This window comes from Streptomyces ipomoeae 91-03, assembly GCF_000317595.1.
GTDB classification, from domain to species: Bacteria; Actinomycetota; Actinomycetes; order Streptomycetales; family Streptomycetaceae; genus Streptomyces; species Streptomyces ipomoeae.
On record NZ_AEJC01000501.1, the window covers coordinates 1 to 19,806 of the forward strand.

The window sequence follows — 19,806 nt, forward strand, 5'->3', positions numbered from 1 at the left end:
CCCCGCAGGGATTCCGGTCAGCCGCTGCTCGAACCGGTCTTGGCGGCGGCTTCGATTTCGGGCCGGAGCATCTCCATCACCTCGGTCTGCCGCTGACTGCCGATCGTCAAGTTCCTGTCCTTAACGGTCTTCCGGAGAAGGGAGCGGCTGAGTGTGCCGTGCTCAGCGAGGGCGATCCGGCCGATCTCCACGAGTTCCGCGAGTGTGGCCTTGGGCGGACGACCACCGCGCGGCTTACTCTCCGAAACTTCGGGCGGTGGTTTCGTCGGCTGGCCGGAACCAGCCGCCGGAGGCTCAGTGGGGCGGACCGGCTCGGCCGAGGGCTCGGCGGGCGCGGTGACCGGTGATATCGGCGCCTGGACGGGTACGGCGTCGAAGTGGTCGGCGGGTTGGTCGACCAGTTGGTGGATCTGCCGCATCAGGACACCGAAGGCCAGCAGAGCGGCGGTCGGTGGGACTGCGGCGACCACATAGTCGAGGAGGGGCACGGTGCCGGTGTTGCCTGTGCCGCTGACCCCGGCCACGTTGAGTGCGATGGAGCCGACCGATCCGGTGGCGGTGAGGGCGATGGCCCAGCCGTCGGTCACCCGGCGCAGGCCCGCGCGGAGCATGAGCAGTTCGCCCGCGACGATGAACGCGTCCAGAGTCGCCGGCCAGGCCCACTGGCGGACCGGGGAGCTCTTGAGGCCGTGCTGTCCGGCGACCTCGGCGAGGTGCGCGTACGACAGCCAGAACCCGCCGGCAGTGAGCGCCACGATGACGACTCCGGCCGCGATGAGCGCGTACCGCTCGGCCGCCTGCTTGGTCGTCATCGGCCGCCCTTCGTCGGGGCGATGGTCCCGGTGGGTGGGTGTGGAGAGGGTGGTCAAGCGGGGTTCTCCTGGGGTGGTGGCGTGGTCCGTCTTTGCCGTCTTGGCCGTTGCAAGTGCAGGTCAGGGCCGGTACGGCAGGAGGGCTGGTGTTCCGTCCTGGCGGCGTCGGCTCGTCCTGGGGGCACGCGCGGGTGGTGGGGCTGCGGTTCGGTGGCCGTGGACGGATCGCATCCGTCTTGCCGTCCCGGCCGCATACGCGGTGACCTGCGGTGATACGGCGGGGACGCCCGGGACGGCACAAGACGGATCCGGGCAGCGTCAGGTTGGTGGCAGCACGCTCTTCATGATCGCGTTGCCGTCTTGCCCCCTGTTCCCGTCCCGGCCGCATGCCGTTTGACCTGCGGGATCACGGCAGGGACGGCAGGGACGGTCACCGGGGGAGGCGCGGCTCAGCCTGAGGCTGGGGTGGTGGGTTCGGCGTTCACTGAGTGAACGGTGGGGCAGTAGCGCCGCCACGCATCGAGGAACTTGTTGCGCGTGTAGCCCTTGCGCTGAGTGCCGTCGGCGAGGCGGACGTTGCCGGGCCTGATGTCGAAGGCGCGCAGCAGCGAGCCGAGCTCACGCGGGCCCAGCCCCTTACGACCCCACTCCGCCCACGGGCCTTCCAGGTCCTGGCGCAGGTGGTGCAGGAGTTCGTCCGTGGAGAGGCTGTCGACCTCCCGCTGGGCTACGAAGACCCGGCGGATGTCGGCCAAGATCCGCGCTGAGCTGGGGTGGTCCTCCTCGGCCGCCACTTCGGCTGCCACCATCTCCGCGCACGCCGCGCGGGCGAGGCGGGGCCAAGGGCCGGCGGCGAGGTCGGCGACGATCACCAGGGGTTCCCAGGTGTCGGCGGCGCGGTCCTCCACCGGCATCGCCGGTTCCAGATCGGCGGCCTCGTCGAGCAGCGGCCGGGCCCAGGCAGCGATGCGGTCGCGGAGGTCGTGGAGGGCTGGGGTGTCGCGGCGGGAGCGGAAGGGTTTGACGCTCTCACCCTCGGCCCGGCGGCGCATGCGGATGACCACGGACCGGTCCATGATCGTGTCGGGCAGGTCGCCGATGCCCGCGAGTGCGGCCATGGCGAAGGTGGCGAACCGGTGCGGGGTGTGGTCGTTGCCGACCACCCGGGTGACGTACCGGTTGCGCTGGTGGCCGGCGTTGAGCAGACCACGCATCTCCTCGTTCTTCTCCGCCTGCTTCGGCGTGCCGAAGATGGTGTCCGCCTCATCCACCAGCAGGGTGGGCGGCTCCTCGGTGATGGACCGGAAGACCGCCGCCGGGGTGGTGTTGATGGTGAGCATCGGCTCGTGGACCGTCTCGGTCAGCACGTCCAGCAGCCGCGACTTGCCACACCGCTTTGCCGGCCCCACCACTGCCAGACGCGGGGCATGCTGCCACGCGGGCTGCAGATGCGTCGCCGCCACCCACAGCGTGACCGCGTCCAGCGCCTCCGGCGAGGGCAGGATCACGAACCTGGCTATCTTCGCGCGCAGTTCGTCCAGCAGCGCCGAGCCCGGTGTCGGCTCCGGATCCGGGGGTGTGTCCGAGGGCTCGACGGCTTCGACCGGCACGGTGTCCTCGGGTTCGCGCTGGTCGGGGTTGCCCGGCACCGCGACCGGCGGCCAGGCGGCGGTACCAGGCGCGGAATAGGGCTCGGGTGTCGTAGGTTGCACAGGGCGGCTCCTCTTCTGCGCCACCGGGCATGCAGGCCCGGTGCGCGCGGATCGTTCGTTGGATGCGGGCGGCGGGGTTTCCCGAGCCTCCGGCGTTGCTGCGCCGGAGGTTCGCTGCGTTCCGAGACGGAACACTCGCTCTGTCCCGAGACGGGACGCTCGCGTTGTTCCCCGAGGGAACACGGACAGTACGTCCACGCCCGGCGACAGTCCAGCGTTTCTGTGTCAGCTCAGCGCAGAACCGTCTGTTACGCTGCCCCGCTTTCACGCCGCCAGCCCGAGCAGATCCAGCAGGTCTGCGGTCACTACCCGGTAGGCGTTGCCGAGCCGCAGCACCTTGCACGGATACTCGCCCCGCTTCGCCAACTCATATCCCTTGCTCCGCCCCAGCCCCAGTGCTCGGTTGCTCGTATCCAGGTCAACAGCCACAGGCAGGGCGAGCAGCTCTTCCCGGCTCATCCCCTTCGAGCCCTTCGACCGTCCGTTCGTCGCGTCTTCGCGCATGCAGTGCGCCCCTTTCGGTACAGCCCTCGGCGAACATGCCATCACATCCGGCTCCAGGCGGGTACCAACCATCATGCGCAAGCTACTGTGTCTTCATGACACAACGCCGTATGGATGCTGACGAGGACGACTTCCCGGAGTGGGCAGATCGGATCAAGGCCAACGTGGCCAGCGAAGTCCGGCGCAGAAGGAAGGAGATGGGATGGAGCGCACAGGACTTGGCGGACCGGTGCGAGCAACTCGGGCATCCCATCCCGCGCAACGTGATCGCCAACATGGAGTCTGGCCGTCGGGCCAATCTGCCCCTCGTGGACGTCATGGTCCTGGCGGCGGCCCTGGAGACGTACCCGGTCTGCCTGATCTTCCCGGTCGGTTACGTCGAGGAGACCCAGGAACTCCCCTTCCAGCACCTCATCCCCACCTGGGACGCGCTACGGCACTTCACCGGTGAAGAGGAGGTGCCGATGTACGACGCGGGCCTGGTCCCCGACTTCGAGCGCCACGCCAGCCTCGTACAAACCGCTCTCGCCGCCCTCGAAGAGGAAGAACAGGCCCGGTTCGCGGCCAAGACGGCAACCAGCCGCGCCCAGCAAGAAGAAGCCGAACGCAAGCGGACCAAGTACGCCGACCAGGCCATCTCCGCCAAGTACAGCCTCCGCCACCTCCGCCGCGAGCTTCGCGAGGAGGGCGCCACCCCACCCCGTCTGCCCCCCGCGCTGGGCGACGTCGACCCACCCGATGAAGAACCCAACACCACCCCGGAGGAACGCGTTTGAAAGGCTCCACCCACCGCCGCTGCTACTGCCGCGATCCCAAGACCGGCAAACCGCTCGGCAAGAAGTGCCCCCAGCTCTCCAGCCGCAAGCACGGCGCATACTCCATACGCCAGGAGCTCCCGCCCCACGAGGACGGCACCCGTCGCTCCTTCAGTCGCGCCGGCTACGACTCCCTGAAGGACGCTCAGGCGGACCTCGACCACGTCCGCTCCCTGCTCGCCCTGGCGGACAAGGACGACCCGGACAGCCTCCAGCGCCTCGTCGCGATGCTGGAGGAGGTCGCGGTCGAGAAGGCCCCGCTGCCGGCCATCGAGGAGACCCGACGCCGTCTGCGGGCCGGCCTGGCCCTCCGCGGCAGCCTCACCGTCGGCGAGTGGCTCGACCAGTGGTTCGCCGCGAAGAAGCGCCGCAAGACCACGCTCAACGGCTATGCCTCCCACATCCGCGTCCATCTGAAGCCCCGCATCGGGCACGTACGCCTCGACCGCCTCAACGTCGGCCACCTGGTGGAGATGTTCGACGCGATCGCCGACGAGAACGAGGTGATCGCGGCCGAGAACGAAGCCCGCCGTGAGCAGATCGCCCGCTGCAAGCCGAGCAAGCCCGGCCGCCCCGTCGGAGCCGAGCGGAAGCTGCTCGCGGCCGAACGGGCCAAGCTGGCGGAGATGAAGCCGTTCCGGAAGACAACCGGCCCGGCCAGTCGTCAGGCGATTCGCCGTACTCTCCGCGCGGCCCTCAACTCCGCGATCGCCCAGCAGCTGATCACCTTCAACCCGGCCTCCCACGTCGAGTTGGAGTCCGGCAGGCGCCCGAAGCCCCTCCTGTGGACGGATGAGCGGGTCCGGCGGTGGCGCGAAACGGGCGAGATGCCTGGCCCGGTCATGGTGTGGACCCCGCACCAGTTCGGCGCCTTCCTCGACGCCGCCGAGGGCGACCGCCTGTACGCGATCTTCCCTCTCATGGGCACGCGCGGCCTCCGGCGGGGCGAGGCGGTAGGCCAGGACTGGCACGAGATCGACCTCGACGCCGGCCTCATCACCCCCGCCAAGGAGATCGTGGTGGACGGCTGGGACCCTTACGAGTCCGAGCCGAAGACGGACGGCAGCGCGAACACGATCGCGCTCGACAGCGTGAACATCTCCGCCCTACGCGACCACAAGGCCCGCCAGGAGAAGGAGCGCGCCGAGTGGTCCACCGCCTGGCAGAACACCGGAAAGGTGTTCACCAAGGAGGACGGCTCCTGGCTCCACCCGGAGACGGTCTCGGAAGCGTTCCGCCGCATCCTCGCCACGACCGACCTGCCACCCATCACCCTGCGGGACCTTCGTCACGTCGCCGCGACCCTCACGCACGGAGGCGGCGGCGACATCCACACGGTGAAGGAGACCCTGCGCCACTCCACCATCACGCTGACCTCGGACACATACACGAGCCTGCTCCCTGAGCTGGACCGCGACATCGCCGAGAAGGCAGCGAAGCTGATCCCTCGATCGCGTCCGGCAGCTGCTGATCCGTCCGCCCAAGCAGCGTCCATTCCGCAGGCCACGAGCGCATCCGCTCACGCATCGCTCACGCAGTGGCTTCAAAACGAAGCAGCGCCCGACCCGACCGAAGCCGACTCAGGCGCTGCGTAGCAGGTCAGAGGGGGTTTCCCCTCCCCCGCATCGGTAGGCCCTGTGGGACTCGAACCCACAACCAATGGATTAAAAGTCCACTGCTCTGCCAATTGAGCTAAGGGCCCAGGCGGTGTTGCGTGAAGTTGCCTCCCCGAGCATAGCCGGACACGGCCGGGAGTCCGATCGGGTATCGGTGCCCCGGCCGCGTCGAAGGGCCGCAAAAAGGTCCGCCACAGAACAGAACGGGCGGAGGATCGGCGGAAGAACGGCGTAAGCGGACCGGATTGGCTGGTATGGAGCGCCCGCGCCCGCACCGAGCGCCCGTACTCGTATCGAGCGCCCGTATCCGCGCCGGGCGTCCGCATCCGGACCCGGCACCCGCATCCGTACCCGGCACCCGCACGCGTACCCGGCCCCCACACACGTATCGAGCGCACGGCCCATGTCGATCGGGTCCCTACGGATCAACCGGCTCCGGTGCCCCCTTCCGCGCCGCCTCCCGGGCCAGGGTCCGTTCATGTTCGGGGTTGAGGAACCAGTGGCGGGCGGAGGTGGTCCACCAGATCGCCGCGAAGCCGAGGACCACCAGGACGGCGATGGGGGCGTAGTTGAAGGTCTCCCAGGTCACGGGGGACAGCTGGGGCAGCATGAACAGGACGGTGATCGTGAGGACCCAGACCACCGAGACGACCCCGATCGTCCGTGACCAGCGGCCCAGGTGCCAGGGGCCGCGTTCGAAGGCGTCGCCCTTGCGGAGCCTCAGCAGGGTCGGGATGACGTAGGCGATGTAGAGGCCGATCACCGCGATCGATGTCACGGCCGCGTACGCGGTGAGATTGATCAGGTACGGGAGGCCGAGGACGAGCGCTCCGCCGGCCGCGAGCCACACCGCCGCGACGGGGGTGCGGGTGCGCGGGCTCACCGTGTGCCAGACGTTCGAGAACGGCAGGGCGCCGTCCCGCGAGAAGGCGTAGATCATGCGGCTGTTGGCGGTGACCGAGGCCATACCGCAGAACAGCTGCGCCCCGATGATGACGAGGAGGAGCAGTTTTCCGGCGGTCGCGCCCAGCGCGTCCATCAGGATCTGCGCCGGCGGCACCCCGGTCTTCGAGCCGAGGGCACCGTCGTACGACTGGATCGCGAAGGTGAAGCCCAGCAGGAGGACCAGACCCGCGACCCAGGAGGTCCAGATCGAGCGCACGATGCCCTTCGGGCCCGCCGTCGACGCGTCGTGCGTCTCCTCGGTCATATGGGCGGAGGCGTCGTACCCGGTGAAGGTGTACTGCGCCATCAGCAGGCCCAGCAGCACCACGTACACCCCGCTGCCCCAGCCTGTGTTGTTGACGAACTCGCCGAACACGAACGACGCCGACTGATGGCTGTCGGGGACGATCGCCAGCGCCCCGACGATCACCACGACGCCCACCACGTGCCACCACACGCTGATGCTGTTGAGGAGGCCGATGACGCGTACGCCGAACGTGTTCAGCAGGCCGTGCAGCAGCAGGATCGCCGCGAACAGCAGAACCGTCCGGCCGGGCGTCACCTCGAACCCGAATTCGAGGTTCAGATACGCGGCCAGGAACGACGCCGCGCCGAAGTCGATGCCGGCGGTCACCGCGACCTGCCCGAGCACGTTGAACCAGCCCGTGAACCACGCCCAGGCCGCCGCACTCCGCTCCGGCGCCAGCCGGTGCGCCCAGAAGTACAGCCCCGCCGAGGTCGGATACGCCGAGCAGATCTCGGCCATGGCCAGACCCACGAAGAGCGTCATCAGGCCGACCGCGACCCAGCCCCAGGTCATCACCGCCGGGCCGCCGGTGTTCATGCCGAACAGGTACAGCGTCATACAGCCGGACAGCACCGAGATGATCGTGAAGGACACCGCGTAGTTCGAGAACGCGGACATACGGCGCGCGAGGACCTGCGTGTAGCCCAGCTGGGCCAGCCGCTCCTCGTCCGACACCGGGACCGACACAGAGACCGGAGCCGAAGCCCCGGGCGCCCCACGGGCTATGTCGTCATCTGTCATGCCCCCAGCAATTCCCCCACCGGGCACGTGACATGCGCCACACCCTGGCCGAAAACCAACCAACGGCGCCCGCATGGCCTTGGGAAGCCGCGCAACCTCGGGAAGCCGTGCAAGAAGGGCCCGTACGACCGAAGTCGTACGGGCCCTTCCCTGTCAGCCGTTGTCAGCTGTCGTCAGCCATGGTCAGCCGTTGCGCTTCCAGCGCGGCTTGTCGTCGCGGCGGCCGAACGAGCCGGTGCCGGAGCCGGAGCCGGAGCCGCGGTGGTCGTCGCGACGGCCGTTCGGGCGCTCGTGGCCGCCGGAGCGGAAGCCCGGACGGTCACCCTGCCGGTCACGGTTGAACGGACGGTCGCTGCCGCGGTGACCGCCACGGTCGTCCCGGCGGTCGAAGGAACGGCCACCACGCTCGAACCCACGGCCACCCCGGTCGTCGCGACGCTCGAAGGAACGCCCACCACGGTCATCCCGACGCTCGAACCCACGGTCGTTGTCCCGACGGAAACCGCCACGGTCGTCCCGACGCTCACCCCGGTTGTCACGGTCGTCACGGCGGAAGCCCCCGCGGTCGTCGCGACGCTCGAAGGAACGCCCACCACGGTCGTCCCGACGCTCGAACCCACGGTCGTTGTCCCGACGGAAACCGCCACGGTCGTCCCGACGCTCACCCCGGTTGTCACGGTCGTCACGGCGGAAGCCCCCGCGGTCGTCGCGACGCTCGAAGGAACGCCCACCACGGTCATCCCGACGCTCGAAGCCACGGTCGTTGTCCCGACGGAACCCACCCCGGTCGCCCCGGTCACCGCGCTCACCACGGTCGTCCCGACGCTCACGGCGCTCGTACGACGACGACCGCCCGTACGACGACGAGGCCCCCGAACGCTCCTCGCGCTCGAACCTGCCGCCCCGCTCACCCCGGTCGAAGCGCTCGGACTTCTCGAACCGCTCGCTCTTCTCGACCATCTCGACGCTCTGAGGCCCCTGCTGCTGCGGCAAGGACACCTCGGAACCCGTCGAAGCCGGAACCGGCGAAACCGAAGCCTCGGCACCCTCGGCAGCGCCGCGCTCGTCCGCCTCGGCACCTACGGCCGCACCAGCGGTGGCCGTACCGACACCCGCACCCTCGGCCGTACGCTCCGCCGCAAGGGCCGCGACCGCCGCCACCGGGTCCTCGCCCCGCTCCCGGGCCGCGCGAGCGGTGAGCCGGTCGGCCTCGTCGCGAAGCTCGGCGGCACGACGGGTGGCCCGCTCCAACTGCTTGGTGAGGTGAGCGACTTCACGCTCGGCCTGCTGCGCGGCGTTGCCGGCGGACTCGGCCTGGACCTCGGTCATCGACCGGGCACCGGTGATCTCGACGACCTCGGGTTCGAAGGCCGTACCGCCCTGGATGATGTGGCGCGAGGCGTCGACACCCGCGTCCTCCATCAGCCGGAAGATCTGCCGACGCTGGTGCGGCAGCGACAGGGACACGACGGTGCCGGACCGCCCGGCACGAGCCGTACGCCCGGACCGGTGCAGGTAGTCCTTGTGATCACCGGCGGGGTCCACGTTCAGCACGAGATCGATGCCGTCGACGTGGATGCCGCGCGCGGCGACATCCGTCGCGACGAGCACGTTGACGTACCCGTCCTTGAAGTCGGCGAGGGTCCGGGTCCGGGCGCCCTGCGTCATACCGCCGTGCAGGGCGTCGGCGCGCACACCGGCGTCGCGCAGCTGCTCGGCGACGCGGTCGGCGCCCAGCTGGGTGCGGACGAAGATGATCGTGCGGCCCTTGCGGGAGGCGATCGCGGCCGTGACCGGCGCCTTGTCCTTGGGCTTCACGATCAGGATGTGGTGCGACATGGTCGTCACCGCGCCCTGCGCCGCGTCGACCTCGTGGACCTTGGGGTCGTTGAGGTACCGGTCGACGAGGGTCTTGATCTCGTTCTCCATCGTCGCGGAGAACAGCATCCGCTGACCGCCCGCCGGGACCTGGTCGAGCAGCTCGGTCACCTCGGGCAGGAAGCCCAGGTCCGACATCTGGTCGGCCTCGTCGAGCACGGTGATCTGGACGTTCTCCAGCGAGCAGGCACCGCGGTTGATGATGTCGCGCAGCCGCCCCGGGGTGGCGACCAGAATGTCCACCCCCCGCTCCAGGGCGTAGATCTGGTTGCCCATGGAGGTACCGCCGCAGACGACCTTCATCTTCAGCCCGAGGACGTCCCCGTACGGCTGCAGCGCGTCCGCGACCTGCATGGCGAGCTCACGGGTCGGCGTGAGGATGACCGCGCGCGGCTTCTTCTTCTCGGTGTGGCCGCCGGCCAGCGTGGCCAGGGTCGGCAGACCGAACGACAGCGTCTTGCCGGAGCCGGTACGGCCGCGCCCCAGGATGTCCTTGCCCGCCAGCGCGTCCGGGATGGTCGCGGCCTGGATCGGGAAGGGCACGGTCACGCCGTTCTGCGCGAGCTTGCGCACGACGCCCTCGGGGAGGCCGAGGTCCGCGAAGGTGACCTCGGGGGAGCCGGCCTCGTCCGTGTTCTCGGGCACGACGACGTGATCAGTAGTGGAAATGGACATGCGTATGCGAAACCTTCCGGAGTCTCGTCGGCACGCGCCCGTCAACTCCGTGATTCGCACACGACCGCCTCTATGCGGTCCGCCACGGCAAGGGAGAGTACGCGCCACACGGCGCGCTCTGTGATGGCGCCGGGCAAATGGGATCAAACGATCTACCACCATACGCACCCACCACCCCCCAAGGCAAACCGAGCCCATAATCGCAGGTCAGCCACGCCCTTGAACGGCCGCAGGACAAAAGGGCCGCAGGACAAAAGGGCCGCAGGCCGAAAGGGGCGCGGGGCTGTGTCGATGTGCGGCTCCGCCGCGACCTGCCACAACAAACCCGCATCCGCCGAACCGCAGTACCCCCCACCCCGTAGGCGACCGGCCCCCCGCCGGAGGCCTACGCCGCCTCCCCCGCCTCAGGCGCCGGCTCCCGCTCGACCAACTGGGCCCCTTGCTCATGCGCGGAGGACGACGGCTCGGCCGACGGCTCCGGCGACGCCGGCGGCTCCGGCTCGGGGGACTCCGGCTCCGGCTGAGGCGGCGTCGGCGTGGGCGTGGACGTCGGTTCCCCCTTCGTCGGCTCGGGACGCTCCGGCGGCTTCCCCTTGCCGTCGCCCTTCCCACCCTTCGGCGGCGTCGCCTTCCCGGACGGCTTCGCGCGCTTGGAGGCCGACGCCGAAGGAGAGGCCGACGGGGACGCGGAAGAGTCCGGCGAGGCGGAGGGGTTCCGCTTGCCGCGCCCGGCCTGGTACCCCGTACCGCCCCCGCCCGTCACCGCGGAACCCCCGTCCGGCTTCTCACCACCGCTCTGCCCGACGGACGGCGAGGGCCCGGGCTCCTGCCCGTCGTCCCCGACGCTCATACAGCCGGTGGCCGCGGCGACGGCCATGACCGTGGCGGCCAGACGGACAGATACGTTCAAGGCGCGCACGGGCAGCCACCTCCGAGGGGGCGGAAAGAGCAGTCCCCCTCCCCAACTCCCGCCGCCCGCAAGAGGACACGCCGCACTCCCCGACACCGAGCCGGACAACACCCCCAAGGGGTGCGGGACCGTATCGATGTGCGACTCCGCCGCGATGTCGGGTCCCCCGCTCATCGGGCCCCTCCCGCCCGAGCGAGGTCGAAGGTGAGGGAGCGACAGGCCGCAACGAATCCGCGGCCCGAAGACGCCGCCCCCTACGGCGCCACCGAACGGCTATCCGTACCCGAGCGCATGCAACCGAGCGTCATCGATCCCGAAGTGATGCGCGATCTCATGCACCACGGTCACCTCCGTCTCCGCGACCACGTCCTCCCGGCTCTCGCACATCCGCAACGTCGGCCCCCGGTAGATCGTGATCCGATCCGGCAGCACCCCCGCGTACCACTCCCCGCGATCCGTGAGCGGAGTCCCCTCGTACAGCCCGAGAAGCTCGGGGTCGTCGGCGGGCGGCTCGTCCTCGACGAACACCGCCACGTTGTCCATCAGCCGTGTCAGCTCCGGCGGAATCCGGTCCAACGCCTCGGCGACCAGTTCCTCGAACTCCTCGCGCGTCATCTCCAGCACACGGCCATTGTCATGCACGACACGCGTGTACGGAGAGATCCCCGACACCCCCATCCGCCCCCGCCCGTCCCCGACGTCCGCCCTTCCCCCGCCCCACGATCCGCCGCATATCCGCCCCCACCCCTGGGCATACGGGACCAATGGCCCGCGTCCCCGCCGCACTCGCCACCCTGGCCCGCCGCTCCCGCTCCCACTCCCGCAGTACGCACCCCACCGCCGAGTTGGTCCCCCGCCGCCGCCCCTGGGCCCGCGCCCTGGGCCTGGTGGCGGTCGTGCTGATCGGCGCCTGGCTGGGTCTGCTGATCGTGGGCAACGTACGTACGCCGGTCGGCCCCGTGAACACGACGATGACCCTCCGCCCGTCCCTGACCGGCGGCACGAAGATCAACGTCTCACCGCTCGGCGCCCTGGAGCTGCAGAGCCACAACGCCCCCGTACGCCTGGACGTGAACGTCGACCAGCTCGACCCGGAGCGCGCGCAGGCCCTGGTCGACCACCCGGAGCGGCTCTCCGGTCTGCAGGACGAGATCGCGTCCGACGTACGCCGCGGCACCCTGGACCTGGCCGTACGCTCCGGCGTCGCCGTCGTCTCCGGGGCCACCGCCCTCGGTCTGGCCGTCTACCGCCGCCCCCGTCGCGCCCTCGCCGCCGGCGGCCTGGCCCTGACGCTGCTGGCCGCCTCCGGGGGCACCGCCGCCGCCACCTGGAACCCCAACTCTGTCCTGGAGCCGAAGTTCTCGGGGCTGCTCTCCTCCGCGCCCTCCCTCGTCGGCAACGCGCGCAGCATCGTCACCGAGTTCGACGTCTACCAGAAGGAGCTGGCGCGCCTGGTGACGAACGTGACCAAGCTGTACGACGTCACGTCCACGCTCCCCGCGTACCAGCCGGACCCCACCACCATCCGCGTCCTGCATGTCTCCGACATCCACCTCAACCCGGCGAGCTGGAAGATCATCTCCTCGCTGGTGGAGCAGTACGAGATCAACGTCATCGTCGACTCCGGCGACACCATGGACCACGGCACCGCCGCCGAGAACGCCTTCCTCGACCCGATCGCCGACCTCGGGGCGCCGTACGTCTGGGTGCGCGGCAACCACGACTCGCGGGAGACCCAGCGGTATCTGGAGGGCCTGGACAACACCTACGTCCTCGACGAGGGGAAGACGGTGAACGTCGGCGGGCTGCGCTTCGCGGGGATGGGCGACCCGCAGTTCACGCCGGACCGCTCGACCGACAAGTCGGGCCTGCCCTCGGAGGAGGTGGCAGGGAAGCGGCTGGCCGAGGCCCTGCGCGCCCAGAAGGCGGCCGGCACGCCCGTGGACATCGCGATCGCCCACAACCCGGACGCCGCCCGCGAGACCGACGGCGAGGTACCCCTCCCTCGTCCTCGCCGGGCACCTCCATCACCCCGAGATGGAGGTCCTGGACCGGGGTACCCGCCTCCGTATCGAGGGCTCGACCGGCGGCAGCGGCCTACGCGCCCTGGAAGGCGAGTACCCCGACCCCATCGAGGCCTCGGTCCTCTACCTCGACAGCGACACCCACCGGCTCCAGGCCTGGGACGAGATCAAGCTCGGCGGCCTGGGCCTGACGACGGCCGAGGTCAGCCGTCACCTCCCGAAGGAGAACCAGCCAGGAGCCGAGCCGACGGACGAACCGGGAACCGGCGAATCCCCCAGCCCCACCGACAGCTCGCCCACTCCCACCGGCAGCTCGCCCACAGCCACCGACCGCTCCCCCCGCCCCACGAACCGCTCCCCCAGCCCTGGGGAAGCCACGCCCTGATCAGCCATTACGGCATCCGCAGAAACCGTTTTGGCGATACCTCCCGCCATCCCATATGCTTCTCACGTCCCCGACGCGCTGACGAAGCGCCCAGGCGGGCCGATAGCCCTCATCGTCTAGCGGCCTAGGACGCCGCCCTTTCAAGGCGGTAGCACGGGTTCGAATCCCGTTGGGGGCACGCAAGAACATGTGCGACACTGTCGTACGTCTCTTGGTCCTGTGGAGCAGTTTGGAGTGCTCGCCACCCTGTCAAGGTGGAGGCCGCGGGTTCAAATCCCGTCAGGACCGCTGGTGTTTCACGTGAAACATCACGGCTGGGTAGCTCAGTTGGTACGAGCGTCCGCCTGAAAAGCGGAAGGTCGCCGGTTCGACCCCGGCCCCAGCCACACCGCACGAAAACCCCCTCCGTTCACTCGGAGGGGGTTTTCGTCGCTCACAGCGACCCGGGGCCGATGTGCGCCGAGGTCGCTCACAGAGAGCCATGTCTCTAGCCATGTCTCTGACGGGGAACCAAGGGGGGTTTCTTGAGACGCATCACCAGGGGACTTGTGACGGCCGGTGCCGTTCTGTTCTCCACTTTCGCGATACCCGGCACGGCGCAGGCCGCCGCTCCGGTCGTCAAGGAGGCGTCCAGCGGCTCGGCCGACTGGTCGGTCATCGACGTACGCCTCAACCATGGCAGCGCGGTCGGCGAGGACGTCGCCAAGATCACCGCGAAGCTTCGTCCGCTCGGCAGTTCCGAGTCGGACGCCCCGGTGGCCACGATCACCGACTTCTCCCAGACGTACTGGGTCAGCTCCTGGGAGGGCGTCTGGTCCTCCCCGCCCGTCCATCTGGACTCCCTCGGCGAGTACACGATCGACGTCGAGGCCACGACCAGTGCGGGCGAGACCACCGTCCAGCAGAACGCGGGTGTGCTGCGCTACGAGAAGCAGCCCGTGATCACGGACTTCTCCGTCACACCGACCGAGCCGAACATCGACGACAAGCTCGTCACGGCCAATGGTGATCTGCTCCTCCGTGACCCCAGCAGCCGGGCGACCGAGCCGATGGCGGGCGCCTCCGTGGACGTCGACCTGGGCTCGTCGGTCTCGGCGACCGTCACCACGGACGACAAGGGCCACTTCTCCCTCGCCCGTGAGGTGAGCCAGGGCGGCTGGGCCCGGGCCGAGTACCGCAGCGATCTGGGCTACGCCACGGTCCCGTGGGTCGACATCAAGCCCAAGGCCGCGCCGACCCGCTTCCTGCTCGACAAGAGCAGCTTCCACATCACGGCCGGCGCCGAGATGAAGGTCACCGGCACGCTTCAGTACCAGAGCGGCACGGTGTGGAAGCCGCTGGCCGGTATCCCGCTGGAGCTGGACTACAAGAACAGCCACATCACGGACGCGGCCGAGTCGACCACGGACGCGAACGGCCGCTTCAGCTTCGTCAAGCGTCCGTATGGCGACGACACGTACGAGGTGGCCTTCCCGCCCTATCCGTACAACCCGTGGATCCAGCGGACCGCGACCGCCGACGTGAACGTCAAGGTCACCTCGACGACGAAGTTCACCGAGTTCACGGCCTCGATCGACGAACTGGCCCGACTCGACTTCACCGGCCGCCTCGGTCTGCTCGGGGACTACAACAGCGACCGCATCAAGGTCGACATCCAGTACTCCGCCAACGGCAAGACCGGCTGGAGCACCAAGAAGACCGTGAAGACCGGCTTCGACGAGCAGTTCATCGTCGAGGGCCTCCAAGGCAACGCGGACGGCTACTGGCGGCTGCGGTACGCCGGCTCCACCACCAAGGACATCAAGGGCACCACCAGCAAGGCCGTCCGCAAGGTCCGGGCGCTCACCCGGGTCAAGGGAGCGAACGCCTCCCCCGAGCCGGTCCGCAAGGGCCGGACGCTCACCGTGAAGGGCGTCCTCCAGGAGGCGAAGCCCGCGAGCACGGTGGGCTGGACGAGTTGGAAGGCGTACGGCTCCAAGAAGGTCCAGATCCTCTTCCGGCCCAAGGGCAAGAAGACCTGGTACCTGATGGGCACCGTCAAGACGAAGGCGAACGGCTCCTTCAGCAAGGGCTTCAAGGCCCAACTGGACGGCACCTGGGTGCCCGTCTTCCTGGAGCCCGACAGCAAGCACTTCGCGGGCGCCGGCGCGGAGGACTACGTCGACGTGCGGTGACGTACGCGACAGAACACGGCTCGGTGTGCGGTGACGCACACGACACCCGGTGGGCGAGGGGCGGACGCAAAAGCGTTCGCCCCTCGTTTCGTCGAGGTGAGATCCTGGGTCGCGTATGTCTACGCCACCTGCCCCCGCCTTCGGCGCCCTCGCCCCCCGCCTGGCCGAGCTGTCCCTGCGCGACGCGCACCGGCTCGGACGCAGGCTCGAAGGCGCACGCAAGATCCGTAAGCCCGAGGCCCGGGCCGCCGTGCTCGCCGAGATCGAGGCGGAGGTCGCCAAGGGCGAGGCCCGTATGGCCGAGCGCGCGGCGCGCGTACCGGCCATCACGTACCCCGAGCAGCTGCCCGTCAGCCAGAAGAAGGACGACATCGCGGACGCCATCCGCGACCACCAGGTCGTCATCGTCGCGGGCGAGACCGGCTCCGGTAAGACCACGCAGATCCCGAAGATCTGTATGGAGCTGGGGCGTGGCGTACGCGGCATGATCGGCCACACGCAGCCGAGGAGAATCGCCGCCCGTACGGTCGCCGAGCGCGTCGCGGAGGAACTGGACACGCCCCTCGGTGAGGCCGTCGGCTGGAAGGTCCGGTTCACCGACCAGGTCGACCCGGACGCCACCTTCGTCAAGCTGATGACGGACGGCATCCTACTCGCCGAGATCCAGACGGACCGCGAGCTGCGCGCGTACGACACGATCATCATCGACGAGGCCCACGAGCGGTCCCTCAACATCGACTTCCTGCTGGGCTATCTGGCCCAGCTGCTGCCCAAACGCCCGGATCTGAAGGTCGTCATCACCTCCGCGACCATCGACCCCGAGCGCTTCTCCCGCCACTTCGGCGACGCCCCGATCGTCGAGGTCAGCGGCCGTACGTATCCGGTCGAGGTGCGCTATCGCCCGCTCCTCGAAGAGGACTCCGACGACGCCGACCGCGACCAGATCACCGCGATCTGCGATGCCGTCGAGGAGCTGATGGCGGAGGGCAAGGGCGACATCCTCGTCTTCCTCTCGGGGGAGCGGGAGATCCGCGACACCGCCGACGCCCTGATCAGGAAGCAGTACCGCTTCACCGAAGTACTGCCCCTCTACGCCCGGCTCTCGCACGCCGAGCAGCACCGCGTCTTCCAGCCGCACACCGGCCGCAGGATCGTGCTCGCCACGAACGTCGCCGAGACCTCGCTGACCGTCCCGGGCATCAAGTACGTCATCGACCCGGGCTTCGCCCGCATCTCCCGCTACAGCCACCGCACCAAGGTCCAGCGGCTGCCGATCGAGCCGATCTCCCAGGCCAGCGCCAACCAGCGCAAGGGTCGCTGCGGCCGTACGTCCGACGGTGTCTGCATCCGCCTGTACTCCGAGGAAGACTTCGACGCCCGCCCGGAGTTCACGGACGCCGAGATCCTGCGGACGAACCTGGCCAGCGTCATCCTCCAGATGACCGCGGCCGGCCTCGGCGACATCGAGAAGTTCCCCTTCATCGACCCGCCGGACCACCGCAACATCCGCGACGGCGTCCAGCTCCTCCAGGAACTCGGCGCGCTGGACCCGGCCCAGAAGGACGTACGCAAGCGTCTGACCCCGATGGGCCGCAAGCTCGCCCAGCTGCCCGTCGACCCCCGCCTCGCCCGTATGGTCGTGGAGGCCGACAAGAACGGCTGTGCCCGCGAGGTCATGGTGATCGCCGCCGCACTCTCCATCCAGGACCCGCGCGAGCGCCCCGTCGACAAGCAGACCCAGGCCGACCAGCAGCACGCGCGCTTCAGGGACGAGTCCTCCGACTTCCTCGCCTTCCTCAACCTCTGGCGGTACATCCGCGAGCAGCAGAAGGAACGCGGCTCGTCGTCCTTCCGCCGGATGTGCAAGCAGGAGTACCTCAACTTCCTGCGCATTCGCGAATGGCAGGACATCTACAGCCAACTGCGCACGGTCGCCAAGCAGATGGGCATCCATCTGAACGAGGACGACGCCCCCGAGCAGCACGTCCATGTCTCGTTGCTGGCCGGCCTGCTGTCCCACATCGGCATGAAGGACGTGAAGGAGGGCGCGAAGAACGAGTATCTGGGAGCGCGGAACGCCAAGTTCGCGATCTTCCCGGGCTCGTCCCTCTTCAAGAAGCCCCCGCGTTTCGTGATGTCGGCGGAGCTGGTCGAGACGTCCCGCCTCTGGGCCCGCGTCAACGCCAGGATCGAGCCCGAGTGGGTCGAGCCGCTGGCCGAGCATCTGCTCAAGCGGACCTACAGCGAACCGCACTGGGAGAAGGACCAGGCGGCCGTGATGGCGTACGAGAAGGTCACGCTGTACGGCGTACCGATCGTCGCCCAGCGGAAGGTCAACTACGGCCGTATCGACCCGGAGGCCAGCCGCGAGCTTTTCATCCGCAACGCGCTCGTCGAGGGCGACTGGCGTACGCACCACAAGTTCTTCGCCGACAACCGCAAACTCCTCAGCGAGGTCGAGGAGCTGGAGCACCGGGCGCGGCGCCGGGACATCGTGGTCGACGACGACACGCTGTTCGACTTCTACGACCAGCGGGTCCCCGACCACGTCGTCTCCGGCGCCCACTTCGACTCCTGGTGGAAGCGCAAGCGGCATGAACAGCCCGACTTCCTGGACTTCGAGCGGGAGATGCTCATCCGGGAGTCGGCGGAAGCGGTCACGAAGGCCGACTATCCCGACTCGTGGCGGCAGGGGCAGCTGAAGTTCCGTGTCACGTACCAGTTCGAGCCGGGCGCGGACGCGGACGGTGTCACGGTCCATGTTCCGCTCCAGGTCCTCAACCAGGTCACGGACGAGGGCTTCGACTGGCAGATCCCGGGCCTGCGGGAAGAGGTCGTGACCGAGCTGATCCGGTCCCTCCCGAAGCCGATCCGCCGCAACTACGTACCGGCGCCGAACTTCGCCAAGCGGTTCCTGGACCAGGCGGTCCCCTTGCAGGAGCCGCTGACCGTCACCCTCGCCCGTGAGCTGAAGCGCATGGTGGGTGTGCCGGTGGCGCCCGAGGATTTCGACTGGTCCCGGGTCCCCGACCACCTGAAGATCACCTTCCGGATCGTCGACGAACGACGCCGGAAGCTGGCCGAGGACAAGGACCTGGAGTCGCTGCGGCTGCAGTTGAAGCCGAAGGCCCGCAAGGCCCTCTCGCAGGCCGCGGCTGCGACCGCCGAACGCCAGGGTGGTGAGTCCCTGGAGCGGACGGGTCTGACTGACTGGACGATCGGCTCCCTCACCCGTGTCTTCGAGACCCGTCGCGCCGGCCAGCCGGTGAAGGCGTACCCGGCGCTCGTCGACGACGGCGACACCGTCTCCGTACGTCTCTTCGACACGGAGGCGGAGCAGGCCGAGGCCATGTGGAAGGGCACGCGGAGGCTCATCCTCCGCAACATCCCTGTCAACCCTGCGAAGTTCGCTTCCGAAAAACTGACGAACGCGCAGAAGCTGGCGCTGTCGGCGAATCCACATGGTTCGATCCAGGCTCTGTTCGACGACTGCGCGATGGCCGCGGCCGACAAGCTGATCGCCGACTTCGGCGGGCCGGCGTGGGACGAGGAGTCGCACCGGAAGCTGTACGACAAGGTGCGGGCGGAGATCGTCGACACGACGGTTCGTACGGTCGGGCAGGTGCAGCAGGTGCTCGCCGCGTGGCAGGCCTGTGAGCGCCGGCTGAAGTCCACCCGGAGTCCCGCGCTGCTGGCCAACCTCGCGGATGTACGGGCGCAGCTGAACGACCTCGTGAAGCCGGGGTTCGTGACGGAGGCGGGGTTGCGGCGGCTGCCGGATCTGATGCGGTATCTGGTGGCGGCGGATCGGCGGCTGCAGCAGATGCCTACGGGGGTGCAGCGGGACACGTCCCGGATGGAGAAGGTCCATGAGATGCGGGACGAGTATGCGTGGCTGTTGGAGCAGTTGCCGCAGGGGCGGCCGGTGCCGGCCGCTGTGCTGGACATTCGCTGGATGATCGAGGAGCTGCGGGTCAGTTACTTCGCGCATGCGTTGGGGACGGCGTATCCCGTTTCCGACAAGCGGATCGTCAAGGCGATCGATGCGTTGGCGCCGTAGGTGACGTGGGCGTTGATGCCGTGGTGCCGTAGGCGTTGATGCCGTGGCGGTGGCCGGTAACGGTGTCTGTACGCTGGGTGAGTTCGACCCGGGGGTCTCGCTCCTGTACAGTCTCTTCTCGCAGGCCAGCGCGGGGATACCGCGCCGGTCGCGACATCTGGTCCTGTGGAGCAGTTTGGAGTGCTCGCCACCCTGTCAAGGTGGAGGCCGCGGGTTCAAATCCCGTCAGGACCGCAGTGGACGAAGAG

Annotated in this window: 11 protein-coding genes, 5 tRNA genes and 1 pseudogene; 9 read left to right on the forward strand and 8 right to left on the reverse strand. The window is 69.0% G+C overall.

All coding sequences use genetic code 11. The features are described 5' to 3' along the window. Positions 1–17: 17 nt before the first annotated feature. The 3 genes from STRIP9103_RS32645 to STRIP9103_RS32655 form a co-directional block, all read right to left on the reverse strand. Positions 18–869: a DUF2637 domain-containing protein gene (locus STRIP9103_RS32645; protein WP_009327614.1), complete on the reverse strand. Its 852-nt coding sequence runs from the start codon at positions 867–869 to the stop codon at positions 18–20. A 392-nt stretch (positions 870–1,261) separates the two neighbouring features. Then, complete coding sequence (locus STRIP9103_RS32650) at positions 1,262–2,524, reverse strand: DUF3631 domain-containing protein (protein WP_009327620.1); 1,263 nt, start codon at positions 2,522–2,524, stop codon at positions 1,262–1,264. A gap of 264 nt (positions 2,525–2,788) precedes the next feature. After that, on the reverse strand, positions 2,789–3,028 hold the full coding sequence (locus tag STRIP9103_RS32655) for a hypothetical protein (RefSeq protein WP_009327623.1): 240 nt from the start codon (positions 3,026–3,028) through the stop codon (positions 2,789–2,791). A 110-nt stretch (positions 3,029–3,138) separates the two neighbouring features. Here STRIP9103_RS32655 and STRIP9103_RS32660 point away from each other — a divergent pair, with 110 nt between their 5' ends. After that, the gene (locus tag STRIP9103_RS32660) at positions 3,139–3,804 is read left to right on the forward strand and encodes a helix-turn-helix domain-containing protein (RefSeq protein WP_009327612.1); all 666 of its coding nucleotides are present in this window, start codon (positions 3,139–3,141) and stop codon (positions 3,802–3,804) included. Then, on the forward strand, positions 3,801–5,438 hold the full coding sequence (locus STRIP9103_RS32665) for a site-specific integrase (protein WP_009327616.1): 1,638 nt from the start codon (positions 3,801–3,803) through the stop codon (positions 5,436–5,438). Before STRIP9103_RS32660 ends, STRIP9103_RS32665 begins: the two co-directional genes overlap by 4 nt. A gap of 34 nt (positions 5,439–5,472) precedes the next feature. Here STRIP9103_RS32665 and STRIP9103_RS32670 read toward each other — a convergent pair. From STRIP9103_RS32670 to STRIP9103_RS32690, 5 genes are all read right to left on the reverse strand, one after another. Then, a tRNA-Lys gene (locus STRIP9103_RS32670) sits at positions 5,473–5,545 on the reverse strand. Between the two features lie 332 nt (positions 5,546–5,877). Next, positions 5,878–7,452 carry an amino acid permease gene (locus STRIP9103_RS32675; protein ID WP_048821400.1) on the reverse strand — a complete coding sequence of 525 codons (1,575 nt, stop codon included), beginning with the start codon at positions 7,450–7,452 and terminating at the stop codon, positions 5,878–5,880. 183 nt (positions 7,453–7,635) lie between these two features. Continuing rightward, positions 7,636–10,005, reverse strand: coding sequence for a DEAD/DEAH box helicase (locus STRIP9103_RS32680; RefSeq protein ID WP_048821401.1), 2,370 nt, complete (start codon positions 10,003–10,005; stop codon positions 7,636–7,638). Between the two features lie 385 nt (positions 10,006–10,390). Next, positions 10,391–10,924, reverse strand: coding sequence for a hypothetical protein (locus tag STRIP9103_RS32685; protein WP_048821402.1), 534 nt, complete (start codon positions 10,922–10,924; stop codon positions 10,391–10,393). Positions 10,925–11,188: 264 nt separating this feature from the next. Continuing rightward, the gene (locus STRIP9103_RS32690) at positions 11,189–11,539 is read right to left on the reverse strand and encodes a metallopeptidase family protein (RefSeq protein WP_009327618.1); all 351 of its coding nucleotides are present in this window, start codon (positions 11,537–11,539) and stop codon (positions 11,189–11,191) included. 140 nt (positions 11,540–11,679) lie between these two features. On the opposite strand from STRIP9103_RS32690, the pseudogene STRIP9103_RS32695 reads away from it, so the two are divergent. The 7 genes and pseudogenes from STRIP9103_RS32695 to STRIP9103_RS32725 all read left to right on the forward strand — a co-directional run bounded on the left by STRIP9103_RS32695 (position 11,680) and on the right by STRIP9103_RS32725 (position 19,792). Beyond that, positions 11,680–13,324, forward strand: a pseudogene (locus tag STRIP9103_RS32695) (metallophosphoesterase family protein). 105 nt (positions 13,325–13,429) lie between these two features. Further along, positions 13,430–13,502: transfer RNA gene (locus tag STRIP9103_RS32700), tRNA-Glu, on the forward strand. A gap of 35 nt (positions 13,503–13,537) precedes the next feature. Continuing rightward, a tRNA-Asp gene (locus STRIP9103_RS32705) sits at positions 13,538–13,612 on the forward strand. A 24-nt stretch (positions 13,613–13,636) separates the two neighbouring features. After that, a tRNA-Phe gene (locus tag STRIP9103_RS32710) sits at positions 13,637–13,710 on the forward strand. Between the two features lie 138 nt (positions 13,711–13,848). Next, complete coding sequence (locus tag STRIP9103_RS32715; RefSeq protein ID WP_234022361.1) at positions 13,849–15,498, forward strand: hypothetical protein; 1,650 nt, start codon at positions 13,849–13,851, stop codon at positions 15,496–15,498. A 115-nt stretch (positions 15,499–15,613) separates the two neighbouring features. Further along, positions 15,614–19,558, forward strand: coding sequence for an ATP-dependent RNA helicase HrpA (hrpA, locus tag STRIP9103_RS32720; protein WP_009327619.1), 3,945 nt, complete (start codon positions 15,614–15,616; stop codon positions 19,556–19,558). A gap of 159 nt (positions 19,559–19,717) precedes the next feature. Then, positions 19,718–19,792: transfer RNA gene (locus STRIP9103_RS32725), tRNA-Asp, on the forward strand. Positions 19,793–19,806 lie beyond the last annotated feature (14 nt).